Raw genomic sequence first — 21,184 nt, 5'->3', positions numbered from 1 at the left:
ATGAATTTAAATAACCTATTGAATATATTAGGTATATATATTAATCATATAAACTACATCAGCAAAGATCAGAGACAATAACGGTGTATCAGGGGACTTGAGATCAAGCCCCATCCTTAATATCGGTAAATTACTGTTTCTGCGTGATTGAAAAGATAAGCACTTGGTGCTTATGCTTTTTTCGATAAAAGCCAAGCATTAAGCTCGTGTTGAAACCAGCCTACGGCAGATACTGAAATTTTGATGGATTTAGGGAACGTTGGATCATAACGAGGTGACTTCTTGTTAAGAAGCTCATAGATACTTGATCTGGAAATACCCGTGATATCTACAACTTCTTTGATCCGTAGAACTTTTAGTGATGGCTGATTGTTTTGCATGGGAAAACCCTCCGATTACGAGAGTATTCTGTGCTAATGTAATTCGAATTAAGTCCATTTCGTAATTCTATTTTTTAATATGAGCTCAAAAAACATACAATTCCCAAAGGAAATCATTCATCACGTATTCAGAAACCTGATTGTTCAATCAATTACAATTCAAAAACTTGATAAAAGTCACCCTAAACTTATAAGCAATATGAAAAGGTTAAGGGATGAAATGCATAATGATTTTGTTAATGATTTTTTTGAATTTTATACATGTTATAAATTAGATTCAGAGCGGAAGAAAACACTGATATCTTCATTGTTTAAAAATAATCGTTTTATAGACCATGCTTTTAATTATTTTGAAACGGGAGCCCTAGGTATATCTGAGGATATTCTAAAATCTCATGCACTTACGCTCGAGCAAGTCGTGAATATTATTAAATATAGAGAGCCTGAGTTTTTAGAAAATGTAAGTAGGATTAGTAAGCATCTTGAAATCGAAAATTTCCTTGCTGACACAACACGTGAATACTACATTTCGGATTTGTTGATTGATTTACCTATTGATCAACTGGTTTATGACTACATTTATTTTCAGTTACTTATTGAAAAGTATCAATATAGTGCTGACGGCGAATATCAAGCAGAACTGAGCAATCCAATTGATATCGCAAAAATGTTCAGGCCACTCAATCATTATTTACGCTTTTTTTCACCAAAGTTTACAACCTCATTTGTGGAATACAAAGAAGTAAAAAAAGGGCCATTAAGGTATGATTACTTAAGCTATAACCTAAGAATTGATGAACCCACTGAGAATATTGCGGATAGTATGACGACATTTTTTCTGCAATACATTGCACATCGGGTCTGGTTTTATCATGACGTTGCCGATGTTGATAATGGTCAAAAGGGGATCAAGATTGAAGAATTACACGAAATCAGTAAGATTTTACAGACACTGGATTTGAGGTCGAATGTAGAACATAACTATGAAAAAAATATTTCAGTGCAGACAGATTTAGTCGCATTGTGGTTGTATGAAATAAACAAAGAGAAAAAAGCCAATAAACGCAATGAGATTTGTAGGCGGGAATTTGCCAAACTTGAGAACTTAAATCCAGAGGAGAGGCCTGATAAGGCTAAGTTTTTTAATACAGTTGATTTGTTACTTCAACAAGAAAAAACGGATATGAAGCCGTTGGCATTCTTGCAAGAAATATCTGAACGATTAAAAAAAATTAATGCTCTTAGTAGATATGATCTAGATATTAAATTCAGCGTGACAGATAGACTGCTCAAACCAGAGAACAAAACAGAAACCAAGGTGTTGTTGTGTTCTGCCTATACACCAGTGAGTGGAAATTCAGAACGTACAAAATGTGTAGAATATATGATCTTAAACACAACAATTAGCTCGCAATATAAAGATTTACTGCAAAATATGGAAAAATAATCTAACCGTAAAAAAGCATTATTTTTCTAAAATAAAGACTAATCTTTTCAAAGCCTGAGCTTATCAAAATTGCCGTTTTTAGTATCAAATTGGCTACACTGCTGACTGGAATCAGTCAGCAGTTTTGTCGGGCATAACATCAAATTTTACGTTAGCAAACGCATCAGAATTTGATGTTTTGAGTGCCTAAAAATTATAGGTATAGGTCAAACCGCTATTGGTTGTAACCGTCACTTCACGAACATATTCAGCCGAACAGCCTAAGTAAACTTTTGCCACCGAACCATAACGCATATTTTGGTAATCATAAGTACCTTTACTTCTGCAATTACCACGATTGATTAAAACCCCTGTGATGGTGGTTGGCGCATCGTTCAATGACATGATGTTTAATAAATCACTATAGCCTGTCATGGAGTATTGTGATTCTTCACGACGGACACGTACCTCAAATTGTTCCTGTGGTGCTGCTTGTACCGGTTCAACAGGTGGATCATTCAAGTCGTATTCAGAGCTATCCACCATCGTGGTTTTAAACTTATCATCACTTGGATCTTCAGTAATTGGTGAGGATGTTTCAGTTGCATTGGTTTGAGCAGTCGTCGGTTCAGGGGCTACTTCTTTTTTAGAGGGTGGACTGCATGCACTGAGGCTAGTGATTAGCAAGCCTGAGTACAGCAATGACTTGGCCAGATTCATTGTTCAATTCCTATTCTTAAATTCTTTATTGATTGCATTGGTTGAGCCGCATGGCTCAACCAATCATTTGGTTTTTGCATTATTGTTTTGATGATTGAGATCGTTATTTACATTGACCTGAGCGGACCGACTCAACCAGACGTGGTTGAGTTTGCTCAGCACTCAGGCGTAGGCAAATCACCTTTTTTGATTTGGCAGAACTGGAAATCAATTCCTCACCCTGAATTGGGTTTGCTCCACCAGCGTTATACACCATATAGCGTTTGCCTGAAGTCGTTTTAAACGTAAATGCATCACCTGACTCGCTAAAGCCCTCAATTGTCTTCACTGTTACAGTGATCGCGTTAGAATTAGATTTAGCGAGGGCAGAAGCACACAACACACTGAGCCCCAAAGCTAAAAATAGTTTCTTCATCTTGAATCTCCTTATGCTTATTTATTTCCTAAAAATGGTGACAGGCCAGACCGCTGCTTTACCGAGATTGTAGGAATAAGGCAGGTGAGCGGTGCTGCTACAATTTTTGAAATAGACTGAGCAAATCACTGCGATAACGATGTAGCCGATAATTAAATAATTTTTCATTTTTGATTCCTGATTTATTCTTTACATTGTTGTACGGCATTCGCCATCACCGTGTTAAATTCTGGTGGTGGTTGCATGGTTTCCCGAGTGGTGACATCTGCCATGCTTTCCATAAACTCAGGCGAGTAGTGCGCCTCAACCTTGTCGTAAATACAGGAGCAGGTTGAACGATCTAGACCACCTGCCTGACAGCCTGCTTTAAAATCACGTTTGACCTTGCTGTCACATGCGACGAGTAGATTGCTAATTAAGACAAGAGTGATGACCCCGAACCACGTTTGATATTTCATAGATATTCCAATTCATGGTGATGTGTTGTTTTTAAAATCGTGATGGATTGCCTATTTATGCCAACCTGCCAGATAGACCAGCAGCCATAAAAAACCCAGCAATAAAATAAAGCTTGGTCCAAGAGCCACCACGACGATGACAACCAAAATAAGCTGTGCAATGAATTCCATGATTTTTATCCAGCACAAAACACCACTGACCAAAATGGATGCAGCAGTTAATTGATGCCTTGAATCAGTCAGGACATAGCGAAAGCGTGTGATAAATGAATGGGAATAAAATGCTTGAGAGGCGGAGAAAGTGCAGGGGAATAAAGCACAGTAAATTGCGTCATGGTTGACTCCTTAGGTATTAAGAAGTTCTACCGAATCACTGTCAATTGATTATGGTGGCAGAACGAAAGAGGGTTGACAGACTGAACCTAAGAATCAGCACACCCGAAGGTGTCCCCCTCCCGTTCTACCGCAGAGGGAGCACGAGAACTCACACCAAAAGAAAAATATCTTTTAGTGCACTTAGGAAACGGTCTGTCAAAACCGACTGACAATGTAGGTCAGCCCTTGCATCATAATCGCTGCTAAAAAACAGGTCAATTGATCTGTTTAATCATCATTCAAAAATCGCCTAAAACTGATGATAAAAAACGCATTCTAAAAAAATACAAATACATAGCATCTAGATGAGAACGGTGTTTCTCCATTTGAGACCGCACCAATACATGCTTTAGCTACATCGCAATCACTTTGCCTGCTTCCTCAGCAGGCTTTTTTTATTCATTTACAGGAAATACCACAATGAGTTTGCCATGTCCTTACTGCCAGTCTAGAGAGACGGTACAAATGCAATCCCCCCAACATTTACCCACTATTTCAACCAATAACCCTATTTCCAATAGCGTGATGTCACCGATGGCACTTGCCACTTTAGGAGTCAGTGTTTCCAAAAGTCTGAATATTCCTCCGATTGCAGGCGCAATCGTTGGGGTACTGATTGGCGGTATCTGGATGTTGATCACTGAAGATGAACAGCAACAACCACTACACCCAACTTATCGCAGACAGTATTACTGCAACAACTGTGACCGCAGCTTTAGCCCGAATTTACGCAATTAAGTATTTAGCAAAATTTAAATCGAACCCTTTTACCCATTCAAAATCGATACAGGAATTATTCTTATGGCACATTTAGTTGAAACTATGGCATTCACTGGACAAACCCCTTGGCATGGCTTAGGCAATGAACTCACACCAAACCAACCTATCGAGGTCTGGGCACAACAGGCAGGCATGGATTGGCGGATTGAATCCTCCGATGTCAGTTACATGGCACAGAATGAAAAGGGGCAAAGCATTATTATGCCGTTTGAGGAACAACGAGTGCTTTTCCGATCAGATACTCATGCACCTTTATCCGTAGTCAGCCAACGTTTTCAGGAAGTGCAACCGATGGAAATCCTACACTTCTACAAAGACCTGACAGAGCAATCAGGCTTTGAATTGGAAACCGCAGGCGTACTCAAAGGTGGTAAGAAATTCTGGGCACTGGCTAAGACTGGACAGACTTCAGCACTCAAGGGTAAGGATGTGAGTAATGGCTATATTCTACTAGCGACGGCTTGTGATGGCACTCTAGCAACCACTGCACAGTTCACCAGTATCCGGGTGGTATGTAACAATACTTTGGCAATTGCTCTCAAAGGACAAAATACCAGTGCAGGTGTGGTTAAAGTCCCACACAGCACTCGTTTCGATGCTGAGAAAGTTAAACAACAGTTGGGTATTTCAGTCCGTGCATGGGATGAACACATGTATGAAATGAAACAACTGAGCCAGCGTAAGGTAACTCAGCAGGAAGCAGCAGCCTACTTTGATGCGGTGTTTAACAATACCAACCTAACTATGGCTGAACAAGATGAAAGCATCATTCAGTTCTATCGAAATGCTGCTATGCCAAACCAAGGCATCAACACCCCAACCAAAGCGGACAATAAAACCGAGCCAAATGGACGTGCCATGTCGAAAGTCATGACCATGTTTAACGGACATGGACGTGGTGCAGAACTGAGTTCAGCTAAAGACACGGCTTATGGTTTACTGTGCGCAATAACTGAATTTACTGACCATGAACGTCGGGCGATGAGTACCGATCACCGACTCGATTCAGCATGGTTTGGTGCAGGGGCTGCCATTAAACAGCGTGGTCTGGAACAGGCATTGAGAATGATTGCCTAAATTCAGTTTCAATTAAGCCAGCTCCATTAGCCTAAGCATACAGTAACACCGTACAAGCACAGCAACACCTTTAGCCGCACCCTCATGCGGCTTTTTTATGCCCAAAATTCAGCTTTTACGATTTTATCGATACAGGAATAATTGCAATGAATAGTCATACTCAAATTCAAAACACGCTAAATAACCCACCACTACAACCCTATTTACCGAATCTAAATCAATCCATTCAGCAGATTGAGGTGGGAACCCGAACCAAACGAGATCGACCGAATACGCAACCACGAAAGACCAAAGCCCTTACAGCAAAAAGACTTGCCAACACCAAACAGCTCAATTACCAACAATGGCTAGAGGTCAGAAAACAGGGTATTGGCAGCAGTGATGCAGCAACGGCCTGTGGACTGAATCCCTATATGTCGATGCTGGAACTGTGGATGATCAAGACAGGGCGGATGCAACAAAACATCGAGGATGAAAGTGCAGGTTACGCACCCTTGTACTGGGGAAAAAAGCTAGAACCTTTGGTGGCTGAATACTACAGCATGCACACCAATCATAAAGTCCGTCGAGTTAATGCAGTATTGCAACACCCTGATGAAGACAAACAGTTTATGTTGGCGAACTTGGATTATGCTGTAGTCGGTAATGAAGAAGTGCAAATTTTGGAATGTAAAACCGTGGGGGAATATGGCGCAAAACTATGGCGAGATGGCGTGCCTTTATATGTGCTGTGTCAGGTACAGCATCAATTGGCAGTGACAGGTAAACAGGCAGCGCATATTTGTGCCTTGATCTGTGGGCATGAAACCAAAATCTATAAAGTGACTCGTAATGAAACTGTGATTCAGCACATCATTAATGCGGAACGTCATTTCTGGCAATGTGTCGAAACAGGTATTCCACCCAGTGTAGATGCTTCGGATTCAGCAGCTAAAGCCTTGCAACAACTTTATCCTGAACAGATTCCATTAACAGTAGAAGACCTGACCCAAAATGAACAAGCTAATTATTTGTTTAATCAGTTACTAGAGGAGCGACATAAAGTTGAACAACACCAGCAGTATTTTGATGAACTGAAACATCAACTACAAATGATGATGAAAGAAGCAGAGCGAGCGGTATTTACAGGTGGTTCAGTCACATGGAAGAAATCACAAGACTCAATCAGCCTAGACAGTAAATCATTGCTTAAACAGCATCCTGAATACCTACAGCAATTTCCCCAAACCAAAGCAGGAACACGACGCTTTCAGATTTATCCGAATGGTGGATAGGGCTGATACCCAAGTAACCCATTTCAATTTAACTAACACCCCAACCAACTGATCCCATACCCCAAACAAGTATGGGATTTTTTATGCCCAAAATTTATTTATCCAAATTTAAACGCCATTTCAACATCTATATAGAGTACATCATCATGATTAAAGGTTTAGCTATTACCCCACCTGTGTTGGGGCGTATCAGTATCGGCAAAATTGTCGAAAAGAATGGAAAACGTCTGCCTGAAAAAGATGATCAATTTACCATTACCAGCCAAATCCAAAATAAAGATGGGTGGGTCAAACATCCACTGGATGAGCAACTACGTGCCAAAGCGCCCAATCAGAACCAAAAGCTGAGAAGCATTCCAGTCCGCATGATCTTCAATGATCCCGATCTCAACTTAAGAGCAGAGTACAGCCTATTTGACCGCCAAACTGGACGTTTAATCTGTTCAGGCAATGGCGAAAGCTGTCAGCGACTCGGTCAAAATGGCATTGAACAACATCCATGTCCATCACCTGATTTATGTCCATTGGCACAGGGTGGATTATGCAAGCCCTATGGCAGACTCTACGTCAACTTAGATGAATCAGATGAGTTTGGTACTTTCATCTTTAGAACCACAGGCTTTAACAGCATCCGCACTTTGGCAGCTCGACTTCGTTACTATCACGCAGCATCGGGTGACTTACTTGCTTGTTTGCCATTGCAATTGACCTTGCGAGGTAAAAGCACCACACAAAGTTACCGTACCCCGATCTACTACGTGGATCTGACTTTACGTGATGGCACAAACCTGAAAGATGCGATTAGTTCAGCCAAACAGATGGATGAACAAAGTAAGACAGCAGGGTTCTATCAGGAGGCTTTGGATCATGTGGCACGGCAGGGTTATGGTAATGCCTGCTTTGAGGTGGGAGGTGAAGAGGGTTTGGATATAGTGGAGGAGTTTTACAGCGTTGAATCTCAAACAGAGCATCAGCAAACGCATGATCTCACTCATGTTCAAGATATTCAGAAAGGCTTACAGCAGTCGGTTCAAGCTCTGAATTAAATACTGTTGGGGGCTAAGAAGCCCCCAACAGTAATATTGCTACTATTTTTTATTAAAAAATTTGAACTACTTATTGAATCAATAAACATTACTTAAGTATCGTTTATTTGGAGGGCGGTAGTACGTTAGGCTTTTGTAACATTAATCCATTTATAACTTTTTGTTGTCTACTATCCTCATTACGTAGTTGTTTATCTTTGGAATGATGGTCATCTTTATTCTCATCAACTTTGGTATCGCCATGGTTATGATCAGTAATATTACGTAATTCAGTATCATCTAAGGAGCGAATCGTTTTTGAAGTGCTAGGTTCAGCCCAAGATATTGTATTTAAAAATATGAGAAATAATAAATTGTACTTCATCCATGAAGTCATAGCGTGATCCTTTTTTACTCAATACCGACTACAGTGGTGATATAACCAGTGGCTAAAAGAATTGATAGACCTAATGACATCTCAAATAAAATGGCATAGCCCAATTGTTTCGCAAATTTCGGGTCTTGTAAGCGAGGTGTGAAATACCATTTGTTAAAGGCTGCTAACAATAAAATACTTAGGACAAATAATATTTTAATAATAAATCCATGCCCATAAGGTGTATTGATTAGAGTATTAAAATCTTTAAAGAGTAATAAAGCAATACTAAGACCACAAGCGATGAGTATTCCTACAATAAAGGCTGCTATTTGCCCAAATAGATGCATACGTTCTTTAAGTGGTAAGCCATTAATTTTTTTGCTTGTTTTCCATAATGGATAAAGCGACCCCATCCATAAGGACATTACAAGTACATGTATTGATAACAAAGCTTGAGCGAATAAGGGTAAATTCGTGACGTGTCCGAGTTGTGAAAAACTTAAAACGATTGGTGTGAGCAGTATGGTAAAGATTGCTCCTTCAGTTTTGGAAATATCAATCGTCCCTTTACTAAGTTTGACTATCATAAATATGAGTAAAAGTGCAAAACTGATTGATCGAATGATATAGACATGTCCAGTAGGAGTATTGACTAGTATATTTATATAGTTGCTATCCCACATACCTGAAAGGCCAGTGTTGGCAAAACTTCCTATAAGAATGAAGAAGCCGAGAACACTTGAAAAAAGACCTAATCCTGTACCAATAGTTATGTATTTGAGAATAGTTCCCTTTATTTCAACATAACGTCCAAGTAAGAAATAGCAGAAAGCACCACCTATAATAAATGCAATCCCTAAATATAGAATGACTTTAACCAACCATGTTGCGTATATCCAAGTCTCAGGAATCATATTTTTCTCCCACAGTTATAGCCAACGTGTCAGCAAGCTGCTTGCATGTTGGCTATTTGCATTTATTGTTATTTTACCGATTTAATAGTGAAATTATATTCACCATTCATGTTATGGCCATCGGTACCCATTGTGGTCCAAACCACCGTATATTTTCCTTTTTTTAGTTTTGGAACCGCTACGTCAAATGATTTTTTCATATCATGAGTTATTTGGTAGTTCAAAGGGATATCCTTACGTTGGGCATCAAGTAACTTAACGTTCATTAGCATGACTTCTTCACCAAAATTGAGTGTTATGTTTTTTGGTTGACTTGCTACAGAAGCATTGATCGCAGGAATTGCACTTTCAAGTTTCACGTGTGCAAATGCACTTGAAGCAGTAACAATCAGTGTTGCACCTACGAGAGTGTTACGTAGAGCTGACATTTTATTTTTGAAAATTTTCATTTCTTCATCCTCTTTAAACTAATCTTGGGCTCAGTAATGACCGAATGAAATGCATCAATTGGTTGCTTGGTCATCACCTTTCTCATGCTTATTATTAAAGGATGAGAGAAACATCCCGATGACTTCAAAATTACATTTTTGTCATTTTAAAAATTAAAAAACCACAAGTGGTACACTGGCTTTAAAGAAAACAATGATCACTAAATAAACTAATAAGAGGGAGTCTATTTCCATCTTAATGAAATTATTAATTTAAAAAATTAAATATGAAGGAGGCTTTTATGGACCATCATCATGAAAACAAAGTACTCAATAACAGACTTACTGACCCTGTCTGTGGTATGACAGTTACAGAAGCATCCAAGTTTTATGAAGAAGTTAAAACTAGAACTTTTTACTTTTGTAGTGAGAAATGCCACATAAAGTTTAAAAGTGATCCTCATTTTTATATTACTAAAGTTGAGAATGTAGTTACGTTAAAAGAACCACAAAAGAGGGATGGTGAGGATTCAAATGAAGTTAATCAGCCTGCTCATGTTAATACCTTCACGATATACACTTGTCCAATGCATCCTGAAATTAGACAGAACCATGCGGGAAATTGTCCGATCTGTGGTATGTCGTTAGAGCCTTTACTTCCTGACTTAGATGACGCTGATGAAAACCCAGAACTCAAGAATTTTAAGCATAGATTTTGGTGGACCTTACCGCTAACCATTATTGTAGTTTTCTTAGCAATGTTTGGTCATCAATTGAACTGGTTCGAAATGCAGGTGCAAAGCTGGATTGAACTGGTACTGACTTTACCAATTGTTTTGTGGGCAGGAATGCCATTTTTTGTGAGATGTTGGCAGTCAATCTGGAATCGGAGTCCAAATATGTGGACCTTGATTGGAATAGGTACAGGAGCTGCTTTTATATACAGCCTTGTTGGAACAATAGTACCTCAAGTATTTCCAGACTCATTTGTATCTATGGGGCGTGTTGCTGTGTATTTTGAGGCCACAGCAGCCATTATTTCGCTGACCTTATTAGGCCAAGTTCTTGAGTTGAAAGCTCGATCACAGACCTCGGCAGCAATTAAATCTTTACTTGGGCTAGCACCTAAGACTGCAAGAAAAATAAATGACGATGGTAAAGAAGAAGATATTCCTCTTTCCCATGTACATGTTGGAGATTTGCTCCGAGTACGACCAGGTGAAAAGGTCCCTGTTGATGGAGTTGTTACTGAAGGGTCAAGTTCTATTGATGAATCAATGTTAACAGGAGAACCTGTTCCCGTTACAAAACGTGAAGGCGATCAAGTAATAGGTGCAACAATAAATATGAATGGTTCATTAGTAATGCGTTCAGAAAAGGTTGGATCTTCAACGGTACTTTCTCAGATCGTACAAATGGTATCGCAAGCTCAACGTTCTAAAGCGCCGATGCAAAGAATGGCAGATCATGTTGCAGGTTGGTTTGTTATGGTAGTTATTGCTATTTCTGTGCTTACATTTTTTGGTTGGGGGGTATTTGGCCCAGAGCCTAGCTGGGTTTACGGGTTAATTAATGCTGTCGCAGTGTTAATTATTGCTTGCCCATGTGCTTTAGGCTTAGCGACACCTATGTCAATTATGGTGGCAACAGGTCGTGGTGCATCGAATGGTGTACTTTTTCGTGATGCAGCTGCAATAGAAAATTTACGTAAGATTGATACTTTAATTATTGATAAGACAGGTACTTTAACTGAAGGCCAACCCTCATTCGATAAGGTTATCGCTCTTTCGGGCTATGAAGAAAATGAGGTACTTCGGTTAGCAGCTAGTCTGGATCAGGGGAGTGAACACCCTTTAGCTGATGCAATCGTACGTGCTGCCCGTGAAAGAGATCTTGTACTGTCTAGACCAACATCTTTTGAATCTGGCTCTGGGATTGGTGTTAAAGGAGAGTTAAATGGACAACAATTATCTCTTGGTAATACAGCATTAATGGAACAGCTGGGAATATCAGTTAAAGCATTTGTTCCCGAAGCTGAAAAGTTAAGAGCCGAAGGTGCAAGTGTCATGCATTTAGCTGTGGATGGAAAACTGATAGGGTTAATAGCTGTTTCAGATCCAATCAAAGCAAGTACACCTGAGGCTGTTCTTTCATTAAAAGATTCCGGTCTAAGAATCGTAATGGCTACTGGTGATGGATTAACAACAGCTAAGTCTGTTGGCGCTAGATTAGGTATTGATGAGGTTTATGGTGAGGTTAAACCCGCAGATAAATTAGAATTGGTTAAGAAATTGCAAAAAGAAGGAAGAGTGGTTGCGATGGCTGGTGATGGGATCAATGATGCCCCAGCTTTAGCTCAGGCTGATATCGGAATTGCAATGGGTACAGGAACAGATGTAGCAATGAATAGTGCACAAGTTACTTTGGTAAAAGGTGATTTACGCGGTATAGAGATTGCTCGTTCATTATCAGAAGCAACCATTAAAAACATGAAGCAGAACCTTATGTTCGCATTTCTTTATAATGCTTTAGGTATTCCTTTAGCAGCGGGTATTTTATATCCATTTACTGGCTGGTTACTTTCTCCTATGATCGCAGCCTTAGCAATGAGTCTAAGTTCAGCATCAGTCATTGGTAATGCTTTACGACTACGTAGCCAAAACTAAGTTTTTCTGACTACTCATTATTTTTAACTATTAAAGATGAGTAGTCAGTAGTTGTTTATTTTTATATAAGCGATTAATTTTTAAAAATAATTTTAAAGGTTATGCGGCCATTATGATAGTCTGCTCTAATTGTTGCGCCATGTACATCAAGAATGGATTTGGTAATTGCTAAACCAAGGCCAGTACCTTCTTCAACTCTCTGTCTAGATACATCTGTTCGATAAAAACGATCGAATAACCGATTAAGTTGTTCTGATGATAGTGGGGAGCTTTCATTTTCAATGATGAATGTTGTTGTATCAAAGTTTTGTTGGCATGTGATTTTGATGACCGAATCTGATTTGCCATATTTAATTGCATTCGATAACAAATTACTTAAAGCGCGGCGTAGCATTAAAGGATCACCTTTTATACTACCTGAACCACTCTGTTCGAGTGACATTCCCTTTTCAGCAGCGATAGCATCATAAAAATCAAATAATGCTGAAACTTCTTTAACTAAATTAACCTGTTGTAGGTTAGGTAAATGTAGACCATGTTCTGCTTTTGCCAAAAATAGCATATCAGAGACCATGCGAGCTAAATGCTCAAACTCTTCTAAATTTGAAAATAGAACTTCCTGATAGGTATTAATATTTCGACTACGAGATAAACATACTTGAGTTTGAGTCATCAAATTGTTAATAGGTGTTCTTATTTCATGAGCAAGATCAGATGAAAAATCTGAAAGTTTTTCTACTGCGGCTTCTAGCCGATCTAACATATCATTAAAAGCGACAGCCAGTGATTTAAGTTCGGTTGGAGTATTTTCGACTTCTAAACGTTCAGAAAGATGTTGGGCTGAGATACCCTCTGCTACTTTTGCCATTTGTTGTACTGGACGTAGCCCTCGCCATGCTGCGAACCACCCTAAGAACATTAAACAAATTGTACCCACAAATCCAATGTATAAAAGTTGACGTCTAAAGTCATTTAAGAAATGTAGATGCTCAGAGGTATCGATTCCAACAATAATCTGAGCTGATATAAACGAGTCATTATGATCAAAAGTCTTTTTATAAATTAAGCCACGATAAGTCTTATTTTTAATTTTCCATTCAAGCCATGGATCTTGTTTTGATTTGTTGAGTGCTTGGGGATGAATTACTGATGGTGCTGAGCTAAAAATAACTTGACCTGTTGGACGTTCAATCTGAACAATCAGATCGTGATGTCCAATTAAGGCATCTTTTAAATATAAATTTAGTTCTTGAGAGTTAGATGGGTTCTGTTCAAGTAGATTCTCTATAAGTTGAATTTTGCCTTCTAATTGAGTTCGGTCTTGAGCTTCAAAATGATGCATTACGAGCTTGTGAATAACCAACCCCATAATCATTAAGATGATAACAGTAGAAAGAGAAAAGATGATTGCTATACGAAAGCTGATTGCATTAAACAATTTACGAGTCATCTTCTACCTCTAAAACATACCCCATTCCACGTATGTTCTGTATCAGCTTTGGGCTAAAATTACTGTCAATTTTACTGCGCAAACGTTTGATAGCGACTTCTACAACGTTGGTATCACTATCAAAATTCATGTCCCATATTTGAGAGGCAATGAGCGTACGAGGTAATATCTCACCACGTCTACGCATAAATAATTCCATCAGCGCGAATTCTTTAGCTGTTAAGTCAATACGTTGCCCAGCGCGAGTGACGCGGCGTTTACGAAGATCAAGTTCAAGATCAGCAATTGTAATAAGGTTACTATCTTCTTTTTGTTGTCCCCGTCGGAGTAAGCTTTTAATTCGTGCTAATAACTCAGCAAAAGCAAAAGGCTTGACTAGATAATCATCAGCACCTAAATCCAAGCCTTTCACACGATCTTCAATTTGATCACGTGCTGAAAGAAAAAGAATAGGCATAGTTTTGCCACTTTTTCGGATATCATAAATGATATCCCAACCATCTAGCTTTGGAAGCATCACATCTAAAATGATGAGGTCATATTCTTCGGAAAGCGCTTGATGTTTACCAGATAATCCATCCGTTACCCAATCCGTTATATACCCAGCTTCAGATAGACCTTGTTTAAGGTAGTCACCGGTTTTTTGTTCATCTTCAACTAGTAAGATTCTCATTGATAAAAATCCCATATCACTCATTAAGAACATAATAACGTTATAAATACGTGATTCGTTGTAGATTACAAAAATGTCATTTTCATGTCACATAGATGTTTAGTGAAGGCCTTTAAGGTATTTACATAAAGTTAATTTTTGGAGCAAAACATGAAAACTCTATTCCGTCGTAGCTTAACTACACTTATGTGTATTGGAACTTTAATTGCAGGAACTCAGTCTTGGGCAGCCGATGCTAAACAGGGAACCACTGTAGTCACTGAAACTAAAGCGGACTCAAAAATGTCAGAGAAATGCCAAAAACCTTGTAATATGAAGAATGATGAGAAAACCCAACAGGATCATAGTCAGCATGAGCATGGCAATATGGCTGATATGTCTCAGATGGATCACTCTAAGATGATGAATATGGATCAGTCTAAAATGGGTAATATGGATCATTCAAATATGATGAACATGGACCACTCAAAGATGAACATGTCAAATACATCAAATAAATAACAAATACGATAAATGAAAGATTGGGGAGATTAAAGCGAATAATTGGTTTGCTTGAGCTCCCCATCTTTATATTAGATAGGTGAAATAAATGTCTAAAAAATTAAGTCATGTCCTTTTAATAGGAGTAGGTTTATTTTCATCAACTTGGGTTGTGGCAGCGGTTAAAGAATATGATTTAACAATCGCTGAGCAAACGGTGAATATCACAGGTAAGCCTTTAAAACGAATTACGGTCAACGGGAAATTTGTTGCACCTCTTCTTGAATTTGAGGAAGGTGATGATGCTATTATTCGTGTCCATAACAAGCTAAAAAAACAAGATTCTTCTATTCATTGGCATGGTTTAATTTTACCGGGCATCATGGATGGCGTACCCGGATTTAATCAGTTTGATGGTATTGCCCCTAGTAAGACCTATGAATATAAGTTTAAGGTACGCCAAAATGGTACCTATTGGTATCATTCGCATAGTAAAGGTCAAGAGCAAGAGGGCTTGTATGGTCCGTTAGTCATTTACCCAAAAAATAGGACACCTTTAACTGTAGCTGAGAAAACAGATAAGGATTATGTTGTATTGCTCTCAGATTTTCATGATTCAACTAGTGATAAAATCATGAATAATCTAAAGAAAGAAGCTGACTATTATCAGAACCGTCGTGAAACTGTTTTTGATGTTTTTAAACAAATTAAAAAAGATGGTTTAAAAGCAACATGGCAAGACCGTTCGATGTGGAACCAGATGCGAATGCTCAAGACTGATATGTCTGATGTGACAAAATATACTTTTTTGATGAATGGTAAGACTCCAGAACAAAATTGGATTGGTAATTTTAAGACGGGTGAAAAAGTACGTCTTCGGTTCATTAATGCCTCAGCAATGTCATTCTTTGACGTCAGAATCCCTAACTTGAAAATGACGGTAGTCAGTGCAGATGGGCAGCCAGTGAAACCTGTTCCTGTTGATGAATTCAGAATAGGAACGGCTGAAACGTATGATGTTATTGTAGAACCCAAACAATCAAATTATCAAATTGAAGCAGAATCAATTGATAGGAGTGGCTTTTCAGTTGGTTCATTACATGATGAAAATACTCCTCCAATAAATCAAATCAAAATGCCGAAGTCACGTCCTCGTTCTTTATTAACTATGGAAGATATGGGGATGGGGCATGATATGTCGTCTATGGCGGGCATGGATCACGATATGTCTTCAATGAAGGGCATGAATCACGACATGTCTTCGATGAAAGGTATGGATCATGACATGTCTTCGATGAAAGGTATGGATCATGACATGTCTTCAATGAAAGGCATGGATCAAGATATGTCTTCAATGAAAGGCATGAATCACGATATGTCTTCTATGAAAGGTATGAATCATGATATGCCGATGAATAGCGCTACTGTTAAGTCGGCTTCAGACAAGAATGATAATACCGTATTTGGATGGGCAAATGCTTCAACACCCGTTGGTCAAAAAGCACTCCAGTATAGTGATTTACAATCTTTAAACCCTCAACCAGATACTCGTGCCCCTGAACGTGAAATGGAAATCCGTCTTGGTGGGAATATGGAGCGCTACATTTGGACAATTAATGGTAAGAAGTTTAATGAAACAGAACCATTCAAAGTGAAATATGGGGAACGTATACGCTTGAAATTTGTGAATGACAGTATGATGGCTCACCCAATGCACTTGCACGGTATGTTTATGCAGCTTGAAAATGGTCAAGATCCAAGTAATATGCCAAATAAACACACGATCATTGTGCCACCAGGGAAAACAGTTACAACTTTACTTACTGCTGATGAATTAGGTGAATGGGCTATCCACTGCCATTTGTTATATCACATGGCAGCTGGAATGATGAACAAACTCATTGTGGCAAATGTAGATAGCAATGATGTTGATTCAAAAAGTATCGTTGCCCAACCCCATGCAAATGATAAGGGAGTGAATCAACATGCAAACCACTAAAAAACTTTTTTCAAAAACACTTTTATCAGTTGCTTTAATTGGTTTAGCAGGTATGGCATTTGCTAATGATAATTCGACTGAAAATCTAAATAAGAGTACGTCAAGTATGAATGTGCTTTTAAAAGAAGCTGGAGGATTAGGCTATGTTGAACGTAATGCTGCTCAAAGTACTTCAAAAGGCAAATTAGCTCTTAGCCAAAATCATGATAAACATCTGAACGAGCATGGTGGACAGATTTACCAAACAACTAAATTTTCCAATGAGTGGGTAATTGATAACGATGGTAAGGGTAGTTTAGGTTCTAGTTTCGAAACATTGATTGGAACAGATGAGAATCGAGTATTTGTTGAAGCCAATCTGAATAAAGCAGAGAGTAATGATCCCAATTATGATGTGTCTGCACTTTATAGCCGTAATGTAGCACCATTTTGGGATGTACAAGCTGGTCTAAGATACAGCGAGGATAAAAATAACAAGAACAGCGATCGAGTCGATGGTGTCGTTGGTATATTAGGTCTTGCTCCTTATTTCTTTGAGACCAAAGCTTACCTTTATGGTGGAAAAGACAACTTCTGGGGAGCTAGTTTTGATTTCGACCGTGATTTATTACTCACTCAAAAGTTGATTACTCAGCCATATATTGAAGCAGATGTTGTGTTTAATGATAATTCCGACTTTGCATCAAGGACGGGATTGTCAGAATTGAAGACAGGTATTAAAACTCGTTATGAGATTAGCAAACGTATCAAACCATTTGTTGATATAGCTTATCAATATGAGAAAGGACAAAAATCAACTCCTTTTCAAGAAGCAACAGATTCTGAAAAGGGATGGCTATATGGTGCAGGTATTGAATTAGTTTTTTAATTTGTCTCGATATTAAAATAGCAGCCTTAAGGCTGCTATTTTAATGAATAAAATTGCTAATTTTTTCTAAATATGTAAAACTAAAAAAGCTTAAATTTTGGTCATGACATTATGCAGTGGTTAAAAACATGCCTATCGCTGTTTTTATCGTTTGCTATCCTTTTAGTAGGATCGGCTGCTGCTGCTTCGTCTGTACATAAGCGGTGTTTAATGCCATCTGAACAGATGAAATCCATGCAAATGGAAGCATCTCAAAACCAGGATATGATGCATACCGACTGTATGAAAGTTGAAGCAAAGGTCAAAAAAACGCTACATGATCCTTCCTGTATGTCTGAGCAAGATTGCATTATGTCTTTTGCCAAAATTGCGTACGCCAGTGATCCTCAAAGCATTTTGCACTCAACGGTATTCTCACCCGTAGAGCGATCAGTCTTTTATTTTCCAGATCAAAATCTTCCTGCTCCATACCCTTCAGGTTTATGGAAGCCCCCACGCTCTAACTAATTTGATAATTCTTCGTCATTCATAGCATTTTTTATGGATGTTCTGCGCGTGCGCGTGTATATCATTTTAGAGCTAAAAATATGAAATTTTATAAAGAAAAGCTATCTCGCAGGGTGAGATGGCCGATAGGTGTGATCTGTTTTTCTCTAGTCTATGGTCAAGTCTATGCCCAGCCACTGACTTTGGATACAGCTTTGAAGCTTGCCGAGCAATATGCTCCAACTTTAAGAGTAAATAGTGCCCAAATTGAAGGGGCTGAGAATATGGTTTCAGCTTCCGGTATCTTACCCAATCCTAAACTGTTTGTTGGCTTAGATAATTACCCCGTGTCTGGCGATGCCGCATGGTCAGTCACACAAGAAGGCATGACGATGCAAAAGATTGGCATCATGCAAGATTTTCCAAATCGTGCCAAAAGATTGGCCGAAATAGAATTAGCAAAAGCTGAATTGGGTTCAGCTAATGCTCAGACAGAAATTCTTCGTATTGAGTTACGTCAAAAAGTAGCATCGGTATGGCTTAAGCGTTTTTATCTTGAGCGTAAACTGGCCTTATATGATGACCTTCTTTCAGAAAATGGATTGTTATCCCAGATTACGCAGACACAGGTTACATCTGGTCGGACTATGGTTACTAATGCGATTTCCCCTAAGCTGGACAAAACGGTTTTACTTGATCAAAAAGATGATTTACTTCGAGATTTAAATAAAGCAAAGCTAGAATTACACCGATTAATCAGTGCGGATTCTAGTCGTACAACTGAAATAGAAAGTTTGCCTAGCCAAGAACCTGTAATTAATTTTGATACATCACGTTTATATAATCATCTGCATCAACATCCTGAATTGAAAGCATTTCAAGCAGAAAGGCAAACTGCTGAAGCCAAACTTAAGCAAGCTCAAGCCCTACAAAAATCAGATTGGAGTATCGAGTTTGCCTATCAGCACCGTGCTCCTGAATTTGGAGATATGATTGGTGTGCAACTGACAACGGAACTACCAGTATTTTCAAAAAAACGAAGTAGTTCATTGGTTCAAGCCATTTTAGCGGAACAAAACAGGATTACAGCAGATCAGGAGATAAAATACCGCGAGCATCGCACCATGTTAGATGAGGGGCTATCGGACTTAAAAGCCCTTGATCAACAAATCCAACGTACAGTTCAAAGTACACTTCCTTTGACTAAACAAAAAGTAAATTTACAGCTAGCAAGTTATCAGGCTGGTAAAGCCAATTTGTCAGATGTCATTGAGACACGACAAGCATTACTAAATCAGCGATTACGCCTCATCGATTTACAACAACAGCAAGCAATGATCAAAGCCCAGCTCTATTTTTCTTTTGTAGAACCGACCTTAAACCATGCTGAGGAGCAGCCATAATGTTAAGAAATAAATTGGCAATGACTGTCATGGGAGTTGCCACAATTAGTCTTGTCGTAGGTGGCGGTGCCGGATATTGGTTTGCTCATCAGGAAGAGGGTTCTCAATCGGCATCGGTAAGCCAGAAGCAGGATGCTAAAGTGCTTTATTGGTACGATCCAATGAAACCAGAACAGCATTTTGATAAGCCAGGCAAGTCTCCATTTATGGACATGCAACTGGTACCTAAATATGCAGACGAAAATACTGCGATGACGGATGAAAGTCGTCCTACAGTCAAAATAGATCCATCTCTTCAACAAAATTTAGCCATCCGTTACGGCACTGTTGAACAGGCTGTAATTGGAAATGCCATGTTTACTAATGGCATATTACAAGCAAATGAACGGCAAACAGCTATTTTACAAACTAGAGCAAGTGGCTTTGTTCAGCGAGTGTATGGGCATGCTGTTGGAGATATGGTGACCGAAGGGAGCCCGATTGCTGATATTTCAATACCAGAATGGACTGGGGAGCAGACCGAGTTTTTGGCAGTACTTAAAATAGGAGACCGTTCTCTTATTCAAGCAAGTCGACAACGCCTACGGCTTCTGGGAATCCCACCAAATGTGATCCATCAAGTCGAACAAACACATCAAGTACAATCTAATATGACTTTGAGTGCTCCTATAAGTGGATTCATTGACTCATTAGAAGTTCATAGTGGAATGACTTTAACTATGGGGCAAACACTTGCTTCAATTAAAGGAATTAATCCAATTTGGTTAGAAGCAGCAGTGCCTGAAACGCAAATTGCTGGAATAAAACGAGGTGCTAAAGTCGAAGCAACTTTTGCTGCATATCCTCAAAAAGTGTCTGGTAAAGTCATTGATATTTTACCAACACTAGATACCACAAGCAGAACCATAAAAGTTCGTATTGAGTTACCCAATAGAGAGGGACAACTCAAGCCAGGAATGTTTGCTTCTGTCAAATTCTCCAACAATCCTCAAAGCAGTTTAGTTGTGCCAGAGCAAGCTGTTATACGTACCGGTACTCGTAATATCGTCATTGTGGCACATGAACAAGGGCGTTTTGAACCTGTTGTTGTACAGTTAGGGCAGAGTGATGGAAATAAAATAGCAATTCTACAGGGTTTGAACGCTGGTCAGAAAGTAGTGGTTTCGGGACAATTCATAATTGATTCTGAGGCCAATTTACAGGGTGTACTGGATAAGTTAAACACTGGACAATCGATTACTTCATCTCAAGTAACTAAGGCATCAATATACCAAGGCATTGGTAAAGTGGAAAAAGTTACAGCTCAAGACATTACCATTTCACATCAGGCAATTGCTGAGTTGGGTTGGGGGGCTATGACCATGGGCTTTAAACAACCAGTACAACCATTTACCCAAATTCAGCAAGGAGATCAGGTCAGTTTCCGCTTTACACATGTTGGGGATGCTTATGTGATTTCTGACATTTCCAAGATGTCTATGACATCTATGAAGAACTAAACGGGAGAA

At 39.0% G+C, this 21,184-nt stretch carries 21 protein-coding genes; 12 read left to right on the top strand and 9 right to left on the bottom strand.

Annotated features, from left to right (window positions below; genetic code table 11):
* Positions 1 to 170 precede the first annotated feature (170 nt).
* Positions 171 to 380, bottom strand: coding sequence for an AlpA family phage regulatory protein (locus MMP60_RS12960; protein WP_018679559.1), 210 nt, complete (start codon positions 378 to 380; stop codon positions 171 to 173).
* 220 nt (positions 381 to 600) lie between these two features.
* Here MMP60_RS12960 and MMP60_RS12955 point away from each other — a divergent pair, with 220 nt between their 5' ends.
* Complete coding sequence (locus tag MMP60_RS12955) at positions 601 to 1,827, top strand: hypothetical protein (protein ID WP_004912979.1); 1,227 nt, start codon at positions 601 to 603, stop codon at positions 1,825 to 1,827.
* A 186-nt stretch (positions 1,828 to 2,013) separates the two neighbouring features.
* Here the strand turns inward: MMP60_RS12955 and MMP60_RS12950 are convergent, their stop codons facing one another.
* The 3 genes from MMP60_RS12950 to MMP60_RS12940 all read right to left on the bottom strand — a co-directional run bounded on the left by MMP60_RS12950 (position 2,014) and on the right by MMP60_RS12940 (position 3,399).
* Complete coding sequence (locus tag MMP60_RS12950) at positions 2,014 to 2,526, bottom strand: hypothetical protein (protein WP_241336735.1); 513 nt, start codon at positions 2,524 to 2,526, stop codon at positions 2,014 to 2,016.
* 103 nt (positions 2,527 to 2,629) lie between these two features.
* A complete protein-coding gene (locus MMP60_RS12945) occupies positions 2,630 to 2,941 on the bottom strand; it encodes a hypothetical protein (protein ID WP_018679562.1) in 312 nt (103 codons plus the stop codon).
* Between the two features lie 182 nt (positions 2,942 to 3,123).
* Complete coding sequence (locus MMP60_RS12940) at positions 3,124 to 3,399, bottom strand: hypothetical protein (protein ID WP_018679563.1); 276 nt, start codon at positions 3,397 to 3,399, stop codon at positions 3,124 to 3,126.
* 795 nt (positions 3,400 to 4,194) lie between these two features.
* On the opposite strand from MMP60_RS12940, the gene MMP60_RS12935 reads away from it, so the two are divergent.
* The 4 genes from MMP60_RS12935 to MMP60_RS12920 all read left to right on the top strand — a co-directional run bounded on the left by MMP60_RS12935 (position 4,195) and on the right by MMP60_RS12920 (position 7,951).
* Positions 4,195 to 4,512 carry a hypothetical protein gene (locus tag MMP60_RS12935; protein ID WP_023274813.1) on the top strand — a complete coding sequence of 106 codons (318 nt, stop codon included), beginning with the start codon at positions 4,195 to 4,197 and terminating at the stop codon, positions 4,510 to 4,512.
* Between the two features lie 63 nt (positions 4,513 to 4,575).
* Positions 4,576 to 5,631: a DUF932 domain-containing protein gene (locus MMP60_RS12930; RefSeq protein ID WP_241336733.1), complete on the top strand. Its 1,056-nt coding sequence runs from the start codon at positions 4,576 to 4,578 to the stop codon at positions 5,629 to 5,631.
* A gap of 146 nt (positions 5,632 to 5,777) precedes the next feature.
* Positions 5,778 to 6,905 (top strand): lambda-exonuclease family protein, encoded by a 1,128-nt coding sequence (locus MMP60_RS12925; protein ID WP_018679567.1) that lies wholly within the window; start codon positions 5,778 to 5,780, stop codon positions 6,903 to 6,905.
* A 146-nt stretch (positions 6,906 to 7,051) separates the two neighbouring features.
* Positions 7,052 to 7,951, top strand: coding sequence for a hydrolase or metal-binding protein (locus tag MMP60_RS12920; RefSeq protein WP_241336788.1), 900 nt, complete (start codon positions 7,052 to 7,054; stop codon positions 7,949 to 7,951).
* 103 nt (positions 7,952 to 8,054) lie between these two features.
* On the opposite strand, the gene MMP60_RS12915 is transcribed toward MMP60_RS12920, so the two are convergent.
* The 3 genes from MMP60_RS12915 to MMP60_RS12905 all read right to left on the bottom strand — a co-directional run bounded on the left by MMP60_RS12915 (position 8,055) and on the right by MMP60_RS12905 (position 9,672).
* Complete coding sequence (locus tag MMP60_RS12915) at positions 8,055 to 8,327, bottom strand: hypothetical protein (protein WP_005159403.1); 273 nt, start codon at positions 8,325 to 8,327, stop codon at positions 8,055 to 8,057.
* Positions 8,328 to 8,341: 14 nt separating this feature from the next.
* Entirely contained in the window at positions 8,342 to 9,223 is an 882-nt protein-coding gene (locus MMP60_RS12910) for a CopD family protein (protein ID WP_004722341.1), read from the bottom strand.
* A 68-nt stretch (positions 9,224 to 9,291) separates the two neighbouring features.
* The gene (locus MMP60_RS12905) at positions 9,292 to 9,672 is read right to left on the bottom strand and encodes a copper resistance protein CopC (protein ID WP_005198558.1); all 381 of its coding nucleotides are present in this window, start codon (positions 9,670 to 9,672) and stop codon (positions 9,292 to 9,294) included.
* Between the two features lie 281 nt (positions 9,673 to 9,953).
* Here MMP60_RS12905 and MMP60_RS12900 point away from each other — a divergent pair, with 281 nt between their 5' ends.
* Positions 9,954 to 12,317 carry a heavy metal translocating P-type ATPase gene (locus tag MMP60_RS12900; protein WP_241336731.1) on the top strand — a complete coding sequence of 788 codons (2,364 nt, stop codon included), beginning with the start codon at positions 9,954 to 9,956 and terminating at the stop codon, positions 12,315 to 12,317.
* A gap of 73 nt (positions 12,318 to 12,390) precedes the next feature.
* Here MMP60_RS12900 and MMP60_RS12895 read toward each other — a convergent pair whose 3' ends face one another.
* Both MMP60_RS12895 and MMP60_RS12890 read right to left on the bottom strand, forming a co-directional pair.
* A complete protein-coding gene (locus MMP60_RS12895; protein WP_241336729.1) occupies positions 12,391 to 13,767 on the bottom strand; it encodes a heavy metal sensor histidine kinase in 1,377 nt (458 codons plus the stop codon).
* Positions 13,757 to 14,440: a heavy metal response regulator transcription factor gene (locus tag MMP60_RS12890; RefSeq protein WP_004722337.1), complete on the bottom strand. Its 684-nt coding sequence runs from the start codon at positions 14,438 to 14,440 to the stop codon at positions 13,757 to 13,759. Before MMP60_RS12890 ends, MMP60_RS12895 begins: the two co-directional genes overlap by 11 nt.
* A 150-nt stretch (positions 14,441 to 14,590) precedes the next feature.
* On the opposite strand from MMP60_RS12890, the gene MMP60_RS12885 reads away from it, so the two are divergent.
* From MMP60_RS12885 to MMP60_RS12860, 6 genes are all read left to right on the top strand, one after another.
* Positions 14,591 to 14,941: a hypothetical protein gene (locus tag MMP60_RS12885; protein ID WP_002058521.1), complete on the top strand. Its 351-nt coding sequence runs from the start codon at positions 14,591 to 14,593 to the stop codon at positions 14,939 to 14,941.
* An 88-nt stretch (positions 14,942 to 15,029) separates the two neighbouring features.
* Complete coding sequence (locus tag MMP60_RS12880; protein ID WP_241336727.1) at positions 15,030 to 16,919, top strand: copper resistance system multicopper oxidase; 1,890 nt, start codon at positions 15,030 to 15,032, stop codon at positions 16,917 to 16,919.
* Positions 16,906 to 17,787 carry a copper resistance protein B gene (locus MMP60_RS12875; protein WP_241336726.1) on the top strand — a complete coding sequence of 294 codons (882 nt, stop codon included), beginning with the start codon at positions 16,906 to 16,908 and terminating at the stop codon, positions 17,785 to 17,787. Before MMP60_RS12880 ends, MMP60_RS12875 begins: the two co-directional genes overlap by 14 nt.
* A gap of 111 nt (positions 17,788 to 17,898) precedes the next feature.
* Positions 17,899 to 18,294 (top strand): hypothetical protein, encoded by a 396-nt coding sequence (locus tag MMP60_RS12870; RefSeq protein WP_002071399.1) that lies wholly within the window; start codon positions 17,899 to 17,901, stop codon positions 18,292 to 18,294.
* A gap of 80 nt (positions 18,295 to 18,374) precedes the next feature.
* Positions 18,375 to 19,676 (top strand): TolC family protein, encoded by a 1,302-nt coding sequence (locus tag MMP60_RS12865; protein WP_241336724.1) that lies wholly within the window; start codon positions 18,375 to 18,377, stop codon positions 19,674 to 19,676.
* Entirely contained in the window at positions 19,676 to 21,175 is a 1,500-nt protein-coding gene (locus MMP60_RS12860; protein WP_241336723.1) for an efflux RND transporter periplasmic adaptor subunit, read from the top strand. Before MMP60_RS12865 ends, MMP60_RS12860 begins: the two co-directional genes overlap by 1 nt.
* Positions 21,176 to 21,184: the final 9 nt, after the last annotated feature.

This window comes from Acinetobacter sp. ANC 4805, assembly GCF_022549495.1.
Classification (GTDB): Bacteria; Pseudomonadota; Gammaproteobacteria; order Pseudomonadales; family Moraxellaceae; genus Acinetobacter.
The sequence above is the reverse complement of the archived record's forward strand: the minus strand, read 5'-3'. Positions and strand labels throughout refer to the sequence as shown.